This is a genomic window from Cupriavidus sp. OTU4054 (assembly GCF_038440175.1).
Classification (GTDB): Bacteria; Pseudomonadota; Gammaproteobacteria; order Burkholderiales; family Burkholderiaceae; genus Cupriavidus; species Cupriavidus pauculus_D.
Window position 1 is genome coordinate 37,063 of sequence record NZ_JASATF010000020.1, and the last position, 14,833, is coordinate 51,895.

Annotated in this window: 17 protein-coding genes; 15 read left to right on the forward strand and 2 right to left on the reverse strand. The window is 65.4% G+C overall.

All coding sequences use genetic code 11. The features are described 5' to 3' along the window. Positions 1–550: 550 nt before the first annotated feature. Genes AAHB16_RS21880 through AAHB16_RS21895 form a run of 4 tightly spaced genes read left to right on the forward strand, consistent with a single transcriptional unit; the run spans position 551 to position 3,846 of the window. The gene (locus AAHB16_RS21880) at positions 551–1,558 is read left to right on the forward strand and encodes an RluA family pseudouridine synthase (RefSeq protein WP_150371141.1); all 1,008 of its coding nucleotides are present in this window, start codon (positions 551–553) and stop codon (positions 1,556–1,558) included. A gap of 37 nt (positions 1,559–1,595) precedes the next feature. Beyond that, the gene (locus AAHB16_RS21885; RefSeq protein ID WP_150371142.1) at positions 1,596–2,255 is read left to right on the forward strand and encodes an HAD-IA family hydrolase; all 660 of its coding nucleotides are present in this window, start codon (positions 1,596–1,598) and stop codon (positions 2,253–2,255) included. Then, the gene (locus AAHB16_RS21890; RefSeq protein WP_150371143.1) at positions 2,248–2,640 is read left to right on the forward strand and encodes a Rieske (2Fe-2S) protein; all 393 of its coding nucleotides are present in this window, start codon (positions 2,248–2,250) and stop codon (positions 2,638–2,640) included. Before AAHB16_RS21885 ends, AAHB16_RS21890 begins: the two co-directional genes overlap by 8 nt. A gap of 39 nt (positions 2,641–2,679) precedes the next feature. Next, the gene (locus tag AAHB16_RS21895) at positions 2,680–3,846 is read left to right on the forward strand and encodes a S49 family peptidase (protein WP_342051954.1); all 1,167 of its coding nucleotides are present in this window, start codon (positions 2,680–2,682) and stop codon (positions 3,844–3,846) included. Positions 3,847–3,855: 9 nt separating this feature from the next. On the opposite strand, the gene AAHB16_RS21900 is transcribed toward AAHB16_RS21895, so the two are convergent. Next, on the reverse strand, positions 3,856–4,587 hold the full coding sequence (locus AAHB16_RS21900) for an SAM-dependent methyltransferase (protein ID WP_150371145.1): 732 nt from the start codon (positions 4,585–4,587) through the stop codon (positions 3,856–3,858). Then, positions 4,584–5,210: a Maf-like protein gene (locus AAHB16_RS21905; RefSeq protein WP_342051955.1), complete on the reverse strand. Its 627-nt coding sequence runs from the start codon at positions 5,208–5,210 to the stop codon at positions 4,584–4,586. The genes AAHB16_RS21900 and AAHB16_RS21905 overlap by 4 nt, the downstream gene beginning before the upstream one ends. Positions 5,211–5,343: 133 nt before the next feature. On the opposite strand from AAHB16_RS21905, the gene AAHB16_RS21910 reads away from it, so the two are divergent. From AAHB16_RS21910 to AAHB16_RS21960, 11 genes are all read left to right on the forward strand, one after another. Further along, positions 5,344–5,994 carry a DUF177 domain-containing protein gene (locus AAHB16_RS21910; RefSeq protein ID WP_342051956.1) on the forward strand — a complete coding sequence of 217 codons (651 nt, stop codon included), beginning with the start codon at positions 5,344–5,346 and terminating at the stop codon, positions 5,992–5,994. A gap of 116 nt (positions 5,995–6,110) precedes the next feature. Next, complete coding sequence (rpmF, locus tag AAHB16_RS21915) at positions 6,111–6,290, forward strand: 50S ribosomal protein L32 (RefSeq protein ID WP_017229329.1); 180 nt, start codon at positions 6,111–6,113, stop codon at positions 6,288–6,290. Between the two features lie 138 nt (positions 6,291–6,428). Continuing rightward, positions 6,429–7,520, forward strand: a complete 1,092-nt coding sequence (gene plsX / locus AAHB16_RS21920; protein ID WP_342051957.1) for a phosphate acyltransferase PlsX — start codon at positions 6,429–6,431, stop codon at positions 7,518–7,520. 78 nt (positions 7,521–7,598) lie between these two features. Beyond that, positions 7,599–8,579, forward strand: coding sequence for a beta-ketoacyl-ACP synthase III (locus AAHB16_RS21925; RefSeq protein WP_150371149.1), 981 nt, complete (start codon positions 7,599–7,601; stop codon positions 8,577–8,579). 56 nt (positions 8,580–8,635) lie between these two features. Continuing rightward, positions 8,636–9,565, forward strand: coding sequence for an ACP S-malonyltransferase (gene fabD, locus AAHB16_RS21930; RefSeq protein ID WP_150371150.1), 930 nt, complete (start codon positions 8,636–8,638; stop codon positions 9,563–9,565). Positions 9,566–9,602: 37 nt separating this feature from the next. Further along, positions 9,603–10,349 carry a 3-oxoacyl-ACP reductase FabG gene (gene fabG, locus AAHB16_RS21935; protein WP_150371151.1) on the forward strand — a complete coding sequence of 249 codons (747 nt, stop codon included), beginning with the start codon at positions 9,603–9,605 and terminating at the stop codon, positions 10,347–10,349. Between the two features lie 164 nt (positions 10,350–10,513). Next, positions 10,514–10,753, forward strand: coding sequence for an acyl carrier protein (gene acpP, locus AAHB16_RS21940; RefSeq protein WP_008644813.1), 240 nt, complete (start codon positions 10,514–10,516; stop codon positions 10,751–10,753). 152 nt (positions 10,754–10,905) lie between these two features. After that, complete coding sequence (gene fabF, locus AAHB16_RS21945; protein ID WP_150371152.1) at positions 10,906–12,138, forward strand: beta-ketoacyl-ACP synthase II; 1,233 nt, start codon at positions 10,906–10,908, stop codon at positions 12,136–12,138. Between the two features lie 214 nt (positions 12,139–12,352). Then, positions 12,353–12,952: an RNA polymerase sigma factor RpoE gene (gene rpoE / locus AAHB16_RS21950; RefSeq protein ID WP_109580561.1), complete on the forward strand. Its 600-nt coding sequence runs from the start codon at positions 12,353–12,355 to the stop codon at positions 12,950–12,952. Positions 12,953–13,056: 104 nt separating this feature from the next. Beyond that, positions 13,057–13,719 carry a sigma-E factor negative regulatory protein gene (locus tag AAHB16_RS21955; RefSeq protein WP_342051958.1) on the forward strand — a complete coding sequence of 221 codons (663 nt, stop codon included), beginning with the start codon at positions 13,057–13,059 and terminating at the stop codon, positions 13,717–13,719. An 8-nt stretch (positions 13,720–13,727) separates the two neighbouring features. After that, entirely contained in the window at positions 13,728–14,813 is a 1,086-nt protein-coding gene (locus AAHB16_RS21960) for a MucB/RseB C-terminal domain-containing protein (protein WP_150371154.1), read from the forward strand. Positions 14,814–14,833 lie beyond the last annotated feature (20 nt).

The window sequence follows — 14,833 nt, forward strand, 5'->3', positions numbered from 1 at the left end:
GCACCGCGGCTGGCCGGGACGGCCCAGACGCGTCAAAGAGCAAGTTTTTCGGACACGGCAGGCGAAACACTCGCCCACCTGACTTCTCCTTCTGGGCGCGCTGGCTGCTTCTTGGAGTTCTGCGACCAGGCGCGTGCGTCAGGCCGGCGCGGCGCAAACCACATCAACGACGCGGCGCCGGCATGACAAGTCAGGTGGCAGTTCAACCTGCCGGCCGGCACCGGATTCCCGGTGCAGGCGGTCTTCTCTCACCATTTGCGGATGCCACCTGGCATCCGCATCCAAATTCTGATCTACCTGATAGCTCTGTTCCCACGAGCCCGCCGTCTTCGCCGAAGTCGCCTGTGGGCGGCTTCCTGCGCGCCGGCGTGGCGCGTGCGTGCTGCTGATGCCGTCATTCACCCATCGGCGCGCGCGAATATATGTGCGTTTGCGCGGGACGGGCCGGGCTGGCGGCAACCCGAAGTGTAAAATGCGGAATGACGCAAAGTCACACTGGCTTTTGCGTTGCTGGCGTCTCGCCGGCAACAGCGGGGAAATTATATTGAAAATGAATGAGTTACGCCATCAAATTGAAAAGGAGCCGCGTTCCACGTCGAACGCCCTCCAGGTGGCGTATGTCACGATCGACGAAAGTGGCGACGGGCAACGTATCGACAACTTTCTGCTGAAGGTTGCGCGCGGGGTCCCGAAAAGCCATATCTATCGGATCCTGCGTTCGGGCGAAGTCCGCGTCAACAAGGGGCGCATAGATGCTACCTATCGATTGAAGATCGGCGATATCGTTCGGATTCCGCCGATGCGGGTCGCCGAACGGGCCACGTCCGCCGAAGCCCCGCCCAGCGAATTCCCGATCCTGTTCGAGGACGCGCACCTGCTGATCGTCAACAAGCCGGCCGGCGTGGCCGTGCACGGTGGCTCCGGCGTCGCATTCGGCGTGATCGAGCAGCTGCGGCGTGCGCGGCCCGAAGCGAAGTTCCTCGAACTCGTGCACCGGCTGGACCGGGAGACCTCGGGCGTGCTCGTGCTGGCCAAGAAGCGCTCGGCGCTGGTGAACCTCCACGAACAGATCCGGGGCGACGGCGATGCGCCGGGCATGGACAAGCGCTACTTCGCCTGCGTGGCCGGCGAGTTCACGAACCAGCGCCAGCACGTCAAGCTGCCGCTGTTCAAGTACAGCACCGCCGATGGCGAGCGCCGGGTACGCGTGCAGGCCGACGGGCTGCCATCGCACACGGTATTCAACCGCGTGGAGGCGTTTCCCGGCTACACGCTGCTCGAGGCGGAGCTCAAGACCGGCCGCACGCACCAGATCCGCGTGCATCTGTCCCATTCGGGCTTCCCGATCGTCGGCGACGACAAATACGGGGACTTCGCCCTGAACAAGGCGCTCGCGCGCGGCAACGCGCGTCCCGGCATCAAGCGTATGTTCCTGCACGCGCACCGGCTGACGCTGACGCACCCGGCCACTGGCGAGCCGCTGACCGTGTCCGCGCCGCTGCCGCCGGAGTGTGTCGATTTTCTGCAACAATTGCGGGAGCCCGGCGCGGCGGCCTGACGGCCCGGCGCCGAAAAGTCTCCCTACAAGGACCCCAATGGCCAGGCAGCGCTTCGACCTGATCGTGTTCGACTGGGACGGAACCCTCATGGATTCCACGCCCACCATCGCCAAATGCATCCAACTGGCCAGCCGCGATCTGGGGCTGCCCGTGCCCGACGACAGCGCGGCCAGCCACGTGATCGGCCTGGGCCTGAAGGACGCGCTGTCCTATGCGGTGCCCACGCTCGACCCGGCCGACTATCCGAAGCTGGCCGAGCGCTACCGCTATCACTTTCTGACGCGCGATGCGGACCTCGTGCTGTTCGACGGTGCGCGCGAGATGCTGGAGGCGCTGCGCGCCGAGCATTACTTCCTCGGCGTCGCCACGGGCAAGACCCGGGCCGGGCTGGACCGCGCACTCGCGGCCACGGGCCTCGCCAGGCTGTTCGACGCCACGCGCTGCGCCGACGAGACGTTTTCCAAACCCCATCCCGCGATGCTGCACGAACTCACGCGCGAGCTCGGGCAGGATGTCGAACGCACGGTCATGATCGGCGACACCACGCACGACCTGCAGATGGCGCTCAACGCGGGGGCGCACGGCCTCGGCGTGTGCTACGGGGCGCACCCGGAGGATTCGCTGCGCGCCATGACGCCCGTGCACTGCGCGACGTCGATCGAAGACCTGCACGGGTGGCTGCTGACTCATGCCTGACATGGCCAGCGCGCGGCGGGTCTGCGCGTCCGGAGACCTCGCCGATGGCGGCATGGGCGTCCGCTTCACCGTGGCGGTTGCCGCGCGGGAGTCGATGCGCGACGTCGGCGCCTTCGTCATCCGCTACGACGGCGTGGCCCACGGTTATCTGAACCAGTGCGCCCACGTGCCGATGGAGATGGACTGGCAGGAAGGCCAGTTTTTCGATAGCGCGGGCCTATACTTGATGTGTGCGACACATGGCGCGGTCTACGCGCCAGACACCGGTCAATGCATGGGCGGCCCTTGCCGGGGCGCCGCGCTGGCCAAACTCCGGATCGAGGAACGCGATGGCGCCATTTACTGGCTGCCCGAGCCGCCTTTTTTCCCGCCCGAAGACCAATGAAGGACGGGCGGCACAGTCTGAACCCAACGAGTCCATTGCATGACAGAACAGCAGAAACCGCCGGTCGATCCGACGTCCGCCGACGCGGGCAATACGACACCTGACGATGCACAACGGCTCGACGTGGCGCGCGAAGCCGCGCATCCGCTCGAGAACGACCTGCGCGCCGGCGACGAAGCCGCGCGCAGGGAGGCCGACGCACGCCGCGCGCGCATGGCGGGCAAGGGCGGCACCGCGCCGGTGGGCGCCGATGGCGCGCCGGGCGCGCGCTGGGAGCGCGACGTGCTCGAGCGCGTGCTGATGGCGACGCTGCGCGAGCAGCGCGCGGCACGGCGCTGGCGCATCTTTTTCCGCTTTATCGGGCTCGGCATCCTGGCGCTGATCCTGTTCGCGGTGTTCGACTTCAAGGGCGACGGCGCGCTGAGCACGTCGGGCCGCCACACGGCGATGGTCACGCTCGAGGGCGAGATCGCGGCGGGCACGCCGGCCAGCGCGGAGTCGATCAATGCCTCGCTGCAGGCCGCGTTTGCCGATACCACGGCCGCGGGCGTGATTCTCAAGATCAATTCGCCGGGCGGCTCGCCGGTGCAGGCCGGCATCATCAACGACGAGATCCATCGCCTGCGCACGCTGTACCCGAGCAAGCCGTTCTATGTGGTCGTGGAAGAAATCTGCGCATCGGGCGGCTACTACGTGGCGGCCGCGGCCGACAAGATCTATGTCGACAAGGCCAGCATCGTCGGCTCGATCGGCGTGCTGATGGACGGCTTCGGCTTCACGGGGCTGATGGACAAGCTCGGCGTCGAGCGCCGCCTGTACACGGCCGGCGCCAACAAGGGCATGCTCGATCCGTTCTCGCCGCAGGTGCCGCGCCAGAAAGCCTATGCCGAGACCATGCTCAAGGAGATTCACCAGCAGTTCATCAATGTGGTGAAGGAAGGGCGCGGAGACCGCCTCAAGGACGACCCCGATCTGTTCTCGGGCCTGTTCTGGTCGGGCGAGCGCGCGGTGGAGCTGGGCCTTGCCGATGGCGTGGGCAGCGCCGACTACGTGGCGCGCGACCTCTTCAAGGCCGAGGACATCGTGGACTACACGGTCAAGGAGAATATCGCCGAGCGCGTGGCCAAGCGGTTCGGCGCGGCCATGGGCACCGCGGCGATGAAGGCCATGATCTACGGCGGGGCCCGCATCGACGCGATTCGCTGATCCGACGGCTCAGGCGGCCAGCAGCGAGAAGATCGCCGGCCGCTTGTGCAGCGCAAGCCGCTCCGGCGTCCACGCCGACAGCGGCAGCGTGACGATCGACTCGGTCGGCAGCGTCAGGTCCACGGCCACCGACAGCAGCGTCGTGCCGGCGCAATGCTGGCGCAGCGCCTCCAGCAGCGCGCCGTTGCGGTACGGCGTCTCGATCCACACCTGGGTTTGACGGTCCTTGCGCGAGCGCGCTTCCAGCTCGCGCAGGCGGCGCGCGCGCTCGTCCGGATCCACGGGCAGGTAGCCATTGAACGCAAAACTCTGGCCGTTCAGGCCGGAGCCCATCACCGCGAGCAGGATCGAACTCGGACCCACGAGCGGGCGCACCGTGACGCCGCGCGCATGCGCGAGCCGGACCAGATCCGCGCCCGGATCGGCCACGGCCGGCACGCCGGCTTCCGACAGCAGGCCGCCGTCGCGGCCCGCGGCAATCGGGTCCAGCAGTGCGCCGAGGGCGTCCGCGCGCGTGTTGACGTTGAGTTCGCGGATCTCGATCTGCTGGATCGGCCTGGCGAGCGGGCACGTCTCGCCGAGCTTCTTCAGGAACGCCCGCGCGGTCTTGGCGTTTTCCGCCACGAGGTAGTCGAGTTGCGCGGCGATCTGCTGCACGCCGGCGGGCAGCACGTTCGGCAGCGGATCGAATTCGTCGCGCTTGCCGAGGGTGTTCGGTAATAGATAGAGCGTGCCGCTCATGGCCGGTCCCCCGGCTGGACCTCATTCAGCGGATAGCCCGCGTGGCGCAGCATGCCGGTCAGCGCGATCAGCGGCAGGCCGATCAGCGCCGTGGGGTCGTCCGATTCCACGCGCGCGAGCAGCGTGATGCCGAGTCCTTCCACCTTGGCGCTGCCGGCCACGTCGTACGGCGTCTCGCGCCGCAGGTAGGCGTCGAGCTCGGCGTCGGGCAGGTCGCGGAACGTCACCCGCGTCTGGACGTCTGCCAGTTGCGCCTCGCCGGTGCGGCTATCGAGCAGGCACAACGCCGAATGGAAGGTGACCGTGCGGCCGCGCATGCGCTGCAGTTGGGCGAGCGCGCGTTCGTGGGTGCCGGGTTTGCCGAGTTGCGCGCCATCGAGCGTGCACACCTGGTCCGAGCCGATGACCAGCGCTCCCGCCGCGCCCGGATGGCGCGCGGCAATTGCCTCGGCCTTGCGGCGCGACAGGCGCAGCGCGGTGGCTTCGGGGGCTTCGCCCGGGAGGGGGGTCTCGTCGATATCGGGCACCGCCACCTCGAAGGGCAGGTGCAGGCGCGTCAGCAGCTCGCGCCGGTAAGGCGAACTCGAGCCGAGGATCAGGGGAGGCCGCGAGGGGTGTGGCATATGAGTAACTATCTGAAGCGAAAGGAAAACGGTGGAACGGATCTTTGGCGGGTCAGGCCGGTAAACTTTGCTGTGCGGACGAAAGCGTCGTATAATCGCGCGTTTAGCTGCTCGCGTATCGCAGGAGATCAACATGACTCCATCGACCCCGCCCACCCCGCCGACTGGTGCAAACGTCGCTAACGTGGCGAATGTCGTTGAATTCGATTTGCGCGAGACCGACATTTTCGCGTTTTGCCGCAAGGGCGGCAGCGCGGAAGGCGAAATCGCGGTGCGCGATTTGCCGCGCATCTTAGCCGAGACGGCCGAAGACGCGCCAGCGACGGCACCCGACGAGACGTTCCGCTATACCATCCGGGGCTTTGTCCAGGAAGACGCGGCGGAACCCGGAACGCCAGCGGTCCAGCGGCTGTATCTCGACGTGACGACGGCAGGGCGTGTATGGCAGGACTGCCAGCGCTGCCTGGCGGCATTCGCGGAGCCCATCGACACCGATATGCGGTTCGAGGTGATGGCCAGCGACGAAGAGGCCGATGCCGTGCCCGACGAGGACGAAGACGTGGATGTGATCGTCGGTTCGCGCCGGTTCTCGGTGCTGGAACTGATCGAGGACGAGGTTCTGCTGGCGTTGCCGGTGGCGCCAAAGCATGAAGTCTGTCCGACCGTGCACGAGTCGCTCGTGACCGGTGTGGATGGAGAGGTGGAGCCCGAGGCGCCGCCCGAAGAGGAAAAGCGGCCATCGCCCTTTGCGGCGCTGGCTGGCCTGAAGACGACGAAGCACTGATGAAAGCATCGGCGCCGTCAGTCAGAGGGTAGTAAGTTGAAGCATCCGGCCGGGCCCCGGCTACGCCTTGTGCAGGGTGCGTGTGTTAATATCGCAAAATTCTCGAAGGAGTCATCATGGCTGTTCAACAGAACAAGAAGTCGCCGTCCAAGCGCGGCATGCACCGTTCGCACGACCATCTGTCGGCTGCGCCCCTGGCTGTCGAGCCGACCACCGGCGAAGCGCATCTGCGTCACCACGTGAGCCCGAACGGCTACTACCGTGGTCGCAAGGTCATCAAGACCAAGAACGACTGACCAAGTCGTTCGGCGTGACCTTGCGTCTCGCTCGCGAACGTTGTCAGGTATGAAACAGGAAAGCGGCAAGCTCGTTGCCGCTTTTTTGTTGGGCGCTCGGCCTTCGGGCCGGCAGCGCGTTTTCCGTACCAGGAAACAATGACGATCAAGCTCGCCATCGACTGCATGGGCGGCGATCACGGCGTGTCCGTGACCGTGCCCGCAGCGATCAGTTTTCTATCCCGTCACGACGATGCCGAGATGGTGCTGGTCGGCCTGCCCGACGCCATCGAAGCGCAGCTGAAGAAGCTGCATGCGCTCGATCACCCGCGCGTGACCGTCGTGGCCGCCACCGAGGTCATCACGATGGATGACCCGGTGGAAGTGGCGCTCCGCAAGAAAAAGGACTCCTCGATGCGCGTCGCAGTGACGCAGGTCAAGGAAGGCCGTGCGGGCGCCTGCATCTCCGCCGGCAACACCGGCGCGCTGATGGCGGTCTCGCGATACGTGCTCAAGACGCTCGAAGGCATCGAGCGTCCCGCCATCGCCACCACGATTCCGAACGAGCAGGGCTGGGGAACCACCGTGCTCGACCTTGGCGCCAATGCCGATTGCGAACCGGAGCATCTGCTCCAGTTCGCGCGCATGGCCGAGGCAATGGTTGCCGTCGTCGATCACAAGGCGCATCCCACGGTCGGCCTCCTCAATATCGGCGAGGAAGTCATCAAGGGCAATGAAGTGGTCAAGGCCGCGGGCGAACTGCTCCGCGCGTCCGAGCTCAACTTCTACGGCAACGTCGAAGGCAACGACATCTTCAAGGGCACCACCGATATCGTCGTCTGCGACGGCTTTGTCGGCAATGTCGCGCTCAAGAGCAGCGAAGGGCTGGCGAAGATGATCGGCAGCATGATCAAGGACGAGTTCACCCGCTCCTGGTTCACCAAGCTGCTGGCCGCGATCGCGATGCCGGTGCTCAAGCGCCTGGCCAACCGGCTCGACCCGGCCCGCCATAACGGCGCGTCGCTGCTCGGCCTGCGCGGCCTCGTGATCAAGAGCCATGGTTCGGCCGACGCCCGCTCTTTTGAATGGGCGATCAAACGCGGGTATGATGCCGCCAGTAACGGCGTCATCGAACGCATCGCCAGGGCTTTCGCCAACAAGGCCGGCGCCACCAGCGCCGCTGCTGGCGACCCCGCCGGCGGCCCGGAGACAAATTCGCCCGATCCTCATTCCAGCAAGCATGCGGCCTGACACGGCGTCCGAGAGGGCGCCGGGCGCGCGGCGTTTGTGGCAGCGAGCCGCGGCCCGGACCACACGATCCGACACTACATGACCAAGTACGCAAAAATCATCGGTACGGGGAGCTATCTGCCTCCGCGGCGCGTCACCAATCAGGAACTCGCCGCCCAGCTCGCGGAAAAGGGCATCGAGACCAGCGACGAATGGATCCTCACGCGCAGTGGCATCTCGGCGCGTCACTGGGCGGAGCCCGATGTCGGCAGCAGCGACCTCGCGGTCAAGGCCGCCGAGCGCGCGATCGAAGCCGCGGGCATCGACCGCCAGGACATCGACCTGATCGTGGTGGCCACGTCCACGCCCGACTTCGTGTTCCCGAGCACTGCCTGCCTCGTGCAGAACAAGCTCGGCATCACGAACAACTGCGCGGCCTTCGACATGCAGGCCGTGTGTTCCGGCTTCGTGTACGCGCTGGCCACGGCGGACAAGTTCATTCGCAGCGGTTCGCACCGCAATGTGCTTGTCATCGGCACCGAGGTATTCTCGCGCCTGCTCGACTTCAACGACCGTACGACGTGCGTGCTGTTCGGCGATGGCGCGGGCGCCGTGGTGCTGACGGCCTCCGACGAGCCGGGCATCCTGTCGTCGGCGATGCATTCGGACGGCAGCCATGTGGATATTCTCTGCGTGCCCGGCAATGTCTCCGGCGGCAACATCACGGGCAACGCCTTCCTGCATATGGATGGCCAGGCCGTGTTCAAGCTGGCCGTGACCGTGCTCGACAAGGTGGCGCGGGAAGCGATCGCGCTCGCGGAGATGCAGCCGGAGCAGATCGACTGGGTCGTGCCGCACCAGGCCAATATCCGCATCATGCAGGGCACCACGAAAAAGCTGGGCCTGTCGAACGAGCGCATGGTTGCCACGGTGCACGAGCACGGTAATACTTCGGCCGCGTCGATTCCGCTGGCGTTCGACGTCGCGGTGCGCGACGGCCGCATCAAGCCGGGACAGACCGTGCTGATGGAAGGTGTGGGCGGTGGTTTCACGTGGGGTGCGGTGCTGCTGCGCATGTAAGCAGATCCCGATCGAATCCAGCAAAGATCCAGTAAAGATCCAGGAAAGAATCACCCATGACATTCGCATTCGTATTTCCGGGCCAGGGCTCGCAGGCAGTGGGCATGCTCAATGCCTTCGCCGACAATGCGGTCGTGCGCGCGACGCTCGAGGAAGCATCCGCGGCGCTCGGCCAGGACATCGGCCGCCTGATCGCCGAAGGTCCGGCGGAAGAACTGAACCTCACCACGAATACGCAGCCGGTCATGCTGACCGCCGCGGTGGCCGTGTACCGTGCATGGCTCGATGCGGGCGGTCCGCGTCCGGCGCTGGTGGCCGGTCACAGCCTCGGTGAATACTCGGCGCTGGTGGCCGCGGGCGTGATCCCGTTCGCCGACGCCGTGCCGCTCGTGCGCTTCCGCGCGCAGGCGATGCAGGAAGCCGTGCCGGTGGGCGAGGGCGGCATGGCCGCGATTCTTGGCCTCTCGGATGACGACGTGCGCGCGGCCTGCGCCGAAGCCGCATCGGCGGGCGTGGTCGAGGCCGTCAACTTCAACGCGCCGTCGCAGGTCGTGATCGCGGGCCACAAGGGCGCGGTCGAGCGCGCGTGCGAGATCGCCAAGGCGAAGGGCGCCAAGCGCGCGCTGCCGCTGCCGGTGTCCGCGCCGTTCCACTCGTCGCTGCTGAAGCCCGCTTCGGACCGCCTCAAGGAACGCATGGCGACGCTGACGTTCGCCGCGCCGCAGATCCCGCTCGTGAACAACGTCGATGTGGCCATCGTCAGCGACCCGGAGCAGATCAAGGATGCGCTCGTGCGCCAGGCCGCCGCACCGGTGCGCTGGGTCGAGTGCGTGCAGAAGATCGCCGCAGAGGGCGTGACCCACGTGATCGAATGCGGTCCGGGCAAGGTACTTGCCGGCATGACCAAGCGCATCGACGGCAACCTCGTCGGTGGCGCGATCTTCGATCCGGCATCGCTGCAGGACACACTGGCGCTGCTGAAGTAAGCCGCCGCAACTGAACGCAACTACGCAACAACGCAAGATGAGCAAGCTTCTCGACAATCAGGTTGCACTGGTCACCGGCGCATCGCGCGGCATCGGCCGTGCCATCGCGATCGAACTCGCGCGTCAGGGCGCCTACGTCATCGGCACCGCGACCAGCGAAGCCGGCGCCGCGACGATCGGTGAATACCTCGCGGCCGAAGGCCTCAAGGGCAACGGCGCCGTGCTCAACGTCAACGACGCCGCACGCTGCGACGCCCTCGTCGAGGAAATCGTGAAGACGCATGGCGGCCTGAACGTGCTGGTGAACAATGCCGGCATTACGCAGGACCAGCTGGCCATGCGCATGAAGGACGAGGACTGGCTCAATGTCATCGACACGAACCTGACGGCCGTCTTCCGCCTGTCGCGCGCCGTGCTGCGCCCGATGATGAAGGCGCGCGGCGGCCGCATCATCAATATCACCTCGGTGGTCGGTTCGACCGGCAACCCGGGCCAGATGAACTACGCGGCGGCCAAGGCCGGCGTGGAGGGCATGTCCCGCGCGCTCGCGCGCGAGATCGGCAGCCGCAACGTCACGGTCAACAGCGTGGCGCCTGGCTTCATCGATACCGACATGACCAAGGTCCTGTCGGAAGAACAACATGCCGCGCTGAAGTCGCAGATCCCCCTCGGCCGTCTGGGTCAGCCGGAAGACATCGCGAACGCGGTGGCTTTCCTGGCCGGTCCGCAGGCGGCCTACATCACGGGCACGACGCTGCACGTGAACGGTGGCATGTATATGTGAAAGGCTTTTTCCGGCTTCGAGGGAGAAGCCTTACGAAGCCGGCCGTAGCAGTCGTTTTTCAAACCAAACGGGCGCGATTCTTGCAAAGACCGCTAAGCGGATTTTTTGCGGTCCAAACCTGCTAAAATGCGCCCACTTTTTGTCGAACTTCCCTGGAGGGTTACATGGACAATATCGAACAACGCGTCAAGAAAATCGTGGCTGAACAGCTTGGCGTGGCCGAGGCAGACATCAAGAACGAATCGTCGTTCGTGAACGATCTCGGCGCCGACTCGCTGGACACGGTTGAACTCGTGATGGCGTTGGAAGATGAATTCGGCATGGAGATTCCGGACGAGGAAGCCGAGAAGATCACGACTGTGCAACAAGCGATCGATTACGCTACCGCACACGTCAAGGCCTAAGCCTGTCGTCTCTGCTGCCGTCTCGGTATTCATTCGAGCCACAGAAGGCACGGCGGCCGGCCAGTCCGGTCCGTCAAGCTGCTTTCTGTGGCTTTCGTCTGTTCGACGAAGCGAGATTCCGTTTCGCTTCACGCACCTCGTAGGAAAAGATAGTGAGCCGTCGTCGCGTCGTCGTCACTGGGCTTGGCCTTGTGTCTCCGGTTGGAAACACGGTCGCCGAAGGCTGGGCCAATCTGGTTGCCGGCAAGTCCGGCATCGCCACCATTACCAAATTCGATCCTTCCGCATTCGCCTGCCATTTCGCCGGTGAAGTGAAGGGCTTCAACGCCGAGGATTACATCCCCGCGAAGGAAGCCCGGAACATGGATACGTTTATCCATTTCGGCATTGCGGCAGGAACCCAGGCGCTGCGCGACAGTGGCCTGGAGGTGACGGAAGCCAACGCCGAGCGCATCGGCGTGCTCGTCGGCTCGGGCATCGGCGGCCTGCCGATGATCGAGGATACGCAGATGGTGCTGGCCAATCGCGGCCCGCGTCGCATCTCGCCGTTCTTCGTACCGGGTTCGATCATCAACATGATCTCGGGCCACCTGTCGATCATCCACGGCGTGAAGGGCCCGAACATCGCGGCCGTCACGGCGTGCACGACGGGCCTGCACAGCATCGGCCTGGCCGCGCGCCTGATCCAGTATGGCGATGCGGACGCGATGCTCGCGGGCGGTGCCGAGTCGACCGTCTCCCCGCTGGGCATCGGCGGCTTTGCCGCGGCGCGCGCGCTGTCGACGCGCAACGACGATCCGGCGGGCGCCTCGCGTCCGTGGGACAAGGACCGCGACGGCTTCGTGCTGGGCGAGGGTGCCGGCGTGCTCATGCTCGAGGAGTACGAGCACGCGAAGGCGCGCGGCGCACGCATCTATGCGGAGCTGACCGGCTTCGGCATGAGCGGCGACGCGTTCCACATGACCGCCCCGAACACGGACGGTCCGCGCCGCTGCATGGTCAACGCGCTCAAGGATGCCGGCGTCAACCCGGACGAGGTGCATTACCTGAACGCGCACGGCACGTCCACGCCGCTGGGCGACAAGAACGAGTCCGATGCGGTCAAGCTCGCCTTCGGCGATGCCGCCTACAAGCTGGCCGTGAATTCGACCAAGTCGATGACGGGCCATCTGCTGGGCGGTGCCGGCGGCCTCGAGTCGGTGTTCACGGTCCTGGCGATTCATCACCAGGTCTCCCCGCCGACGATCAACCTGGTCAACCAGGATCCGGAGTGCGATCTCGACTACGTGGCCAACACGGCACGCGAGATGAAGATCGATGTTGCCGTGAAGAACAACTTCGGTTTTGGCGGCACCAACGGCACGCTTGTCTTCAAGCGCGTCTGATACCGCTCCCGCCTGCGCGCCGGCGCCCCCGGAAGGGGCGCGCCGCGTGCAACCCTTTCCCCGCGCGACGCGCGCATCACGTGCAAGGAACGTTTCTTGCGCAGTGATGGTCACAGAATGCGCTGCGCAACACACGGCAGTTTCGCGAACGTAGGTAAAATACAACGCTTGTCGTGACGACGAAACCAAGAGATACACTGCAGGTGAACCATTCGTGAGCGAACGCGAAGCCGATCAGCTTCTTGTTGAACGCGTCCAGCAGGGCGACAAACGGGCATTTGAATTGCTGGTGGCCAAGTACCACCGCAAGATCATTCGCCTGATCTCGCGCCTCGTCAGGGACCCCGCCGAAGTGGAGGATGTGGCGCAGGATGCCTTTATCAAGGCATATCGCGCCTTGCCCCAATTCCGGGGCGAATCCGCTTTCTACACGTGGCTGTACCGGATTGCGGTCAATACTGCCAAGAACTATCTGGCGACCCAGGGCCGGCGCCCGGAGGCCTCCAGCGATATTGACGCCGAAGAGGCTGAAACTTTTGCGGACGGTGAACAACTAAGGGATATCAATACGCCGGAGTCGATGCTCCATACGCGGCAGGTGGCCGAGACGGTCAACCGGGCGATGGAGGCGCTGCCGGAGGAATTGCGTACCGCCATCACCCTTCGCGAGATCGAGGGCCTCAGTTACGAGGAGATCTCCGAGGCGATGGGGTGCCCCATCGGCACGGTGCGCTCGCGGATCTTCCGCGCGCGGGAAGCGATTGCCGAGAAATTGCGGCCCTTGCTGGGAACGGCAGAGGGCAAGCGGTGGTAAGAAGAATGTCGTGCAGCCAGCGTTGCAGCCTATTCCTGCATCGATAAACGACAAGCAGTAGTACGGGATTTATCGGTGTTCAATGGAATTTCTTGGGGTTGGAAATGGGTCAGGCTCATAAGCAGTCGGTTCATGCGGTTCAGGTAGTGGAAGCATCGGAGCAAATCTCCGTATTGATGGACGGCGAGCTGGCGCCGAACGAAGTCGATGCAGTACTGGCGCTCGCCAAGGGCGAGGCCGGCATGGCCGACTGGTCAACCTATCAGCTGATTGGCGATGCCCTGCGGTCCGAGGAACTCACGCATGCCGGTTCGACCGATGCGTTCCTCGCCCGGTTTTCCGCGACGCTGGAAGCCGAGCCGCACGTGCTGGTTCCCGCGGTTGCCGCGGCGAGCCGCCAGCGCATGCTCGTGCGCCCGTCGTGGGTACGCCGCGTAATGCCGGGCACCGCGATCGCGGCCGCCGTGGCCGCGGTGAGCTGGGTCGTCGTGCCGCAGATGCGCGGCCCCGCCGACATCGGTGCGCCGGATGCCGTGGTGGCACGCGCGGAACAGCCGGCGGCCGCCGTGCAGTCCGTCGTCGCCAAGCCCGCCGCGAGCGGTGCGCTGGTGACCGTCGCGGCCGACAGTTCGCAGATGATCCGCGACCCGCGCCTCGACGAGTACCTGCGCGCGCACCGTACGTCGGTGGCGACCGATGCCGTCGTGCCCACCATGCGCACGGTGGCCAACGGCGCCAATTTCACCCAGGATAATTCGCAGGAATAATGCCGGACATGCATAAGGGACACACGCCTGCCAACGTAGCAGGCGGATACGGAATGAAGGGCCTGCGCAGGTCCTTTTTTCTGGCCTTGTGTCTGACCGCTGCCGCAGCGACTGCGCAGCCGGACAGCACGCTGAACCGCCGCGACGCCACCGCATGGCTCAACAAGATCCATCGGGCGGCGCAACGCGAAAACTACGTTGGCACGCTGATCTATCAGCGTGGCAGCGTGATGCACGCCTCGCGCATCCAGCACTACAGCGACCTCGTGCACAACGAGTACGAACGCCTCGAGACGCTCGATGGCAAGCCGCGTGAAGTGCTGCGTCAGAACGACGTCGTCCACAGCCTGATTCCCGAAGCGAAGCTCGTGGTCGTGGAGAAGCAGGAAGCAAAGGACCGCTTCCCGGCGCTGCTCGCGACGAACAAGACCGACGTGCTCGATCTGTACGACATGCGCAAGCTGCCGGCGGAGCGCGTGGCGGGCGTCGAGTGCGAGGTGTTCGCGCTGGAGCCGCACGACAGCGCGCGGTATGCGGTGCGCCTGTGGGCGGACAAGAACTCCGGATTGCTGATGCGCGCGCAGACGCTGGGCGAGGGCGGCAAGGTGCTCGAGCAGGTCGCGTTCTCGCAGGTCGATATCGGCGTGCCGTCGGAGAAGCAGCGCATTCTCTCGGCGATCAAGAACTCCAGTTCCTGGAACCACTACGAGGTCAACTACCAGCCGGCCAACCTGGCCGACGAGGGGTGGACCATCAACCCGCCGCTCAAGGGTTTCCAGAAGATTCGCGAAGTGCGCCGTCCGCTCGGCGAGCTACGCGCGCCCGCCCAGGACAGCAAGGACGGGAACAAGGGTCAGGTGTTCGAGGTGCTGCAGGTCGTCTACAGCGACGGCCTTACCGGTCTGTCGATCTTTATCGAGCCGGTGTCGGAGCAGCGTACGCGCCGCGAAGGCGTGGCCTCTCTCGGCGCGACCCAGGTGGTCGTGCGCCGCGTGTCCGATTACTGGATCACCGTCGTCGGCGAGGTGCCGGCCGCCACGGTCAAGCAATTCGCAACGGCCGTCGAATACCGTCCGCCCAAGACGGTACACTGAGCCGGTTCGGGGCGTCCCAT

Coding starts and splice junctions, on each gene's coding strand:
- AAHB16_RS21880 (WP_150371141.1), top strand. CDS start 551: ATGAATGAGTTACGCCATCAAATTGAAAAGGAGCCGCGTTCCACGTCG.
- AAHB16_RS21885 (WP_150371142.1), top strand. CDS start 1,596: ATGGCCAGGCAGCGCTTCGACCTGATCGTGTTCGACTGGGACGGAACC.
- AAHB16_RS21890 (WP_150371143.1), top strand. CDS start 2,248: ATGCCTGACATGGCCAGCGCGCGGCGGGTCTGCGCGTCCGGAGACCTC.
- AAHB16_RS21895 (WP_342051954.1), top strand. CDS start 2,680: ATGACAGAACAGCAGAAACCGCCGGTCGATCCGACGTCCGCCGACGCG.
- AAHB16_RS21900 (WP_150371145.1), bottom strand. CDS start 4,587: ATGAGCGGCACGCTCTATCTATTACCGAACACCCTCGGCAAGCGCGAC.
- AAHB16_RS21905 (WP_342051955.1), bottom strand. CDS start 5,210: ATGCCACACCCCTCGCGGCCTCCCCTGATCCTCGGCTCGAGTTCGCCT.
- AAHB16_RS21910 (WP_342051956.1), top strand. CDS start 5,344: ATGACTCCATCGACCCCGCCCACCCCGCCGACTGGTGCAAACGTCGCT.
- rpmF (WP_017229329.1), top strand. CDS start 6,111: ATGGCTGTTCAACAGAACAAGAAGTCGCCGTCCAAGCGCGGCATGCAC.
- plsX (WP_342051957.1), top strand. CDS start 6,429: ATGACGATCAAGCTCGCCATCGACTGCATGGGCGGCGATCACGGCGTG.
- AAHB16_RS21925 (WP_150371149.1), top strand. CDS start 7,599: ATGACCAAGTACGCAAAAATCATCGGTACGGGGAGCTATCTGCCTCCG.
- fabD (WP_150371150.1), top strand. CDS start 8,636: ATGACATTCGCATTCGTATTTCCGGGCCAGGGCTCGCAGGCAGTGGGC.
- fabG (WP_150371151.1), top strand. CDS start 9,603: ATGAGCAAGCTTCTCGACAATCAGGTTGCACTGGTCACCGGCGCATCG.
- acpP (WP_008644813.1), top strand. CDS start 10,514: ATGGACAATATCGAACAACGCGTCAAGAAAATCGTGGCTGAACAGCTT.
- AAHB16_RS21955 (WP_342051958.1), top strand. CDS start 13,057: ATGGGTCAGGCTCATAAGCAGTCGGTTCATGCGGTTCAGGTAGTGGAA.
- AAHB16_RS21960 (WP_150371154.1), top strand. CDS start 13,728: ATGCATAAGGGACACACGCCTGCCAACGTAGCAGGCGGATACGGAATG.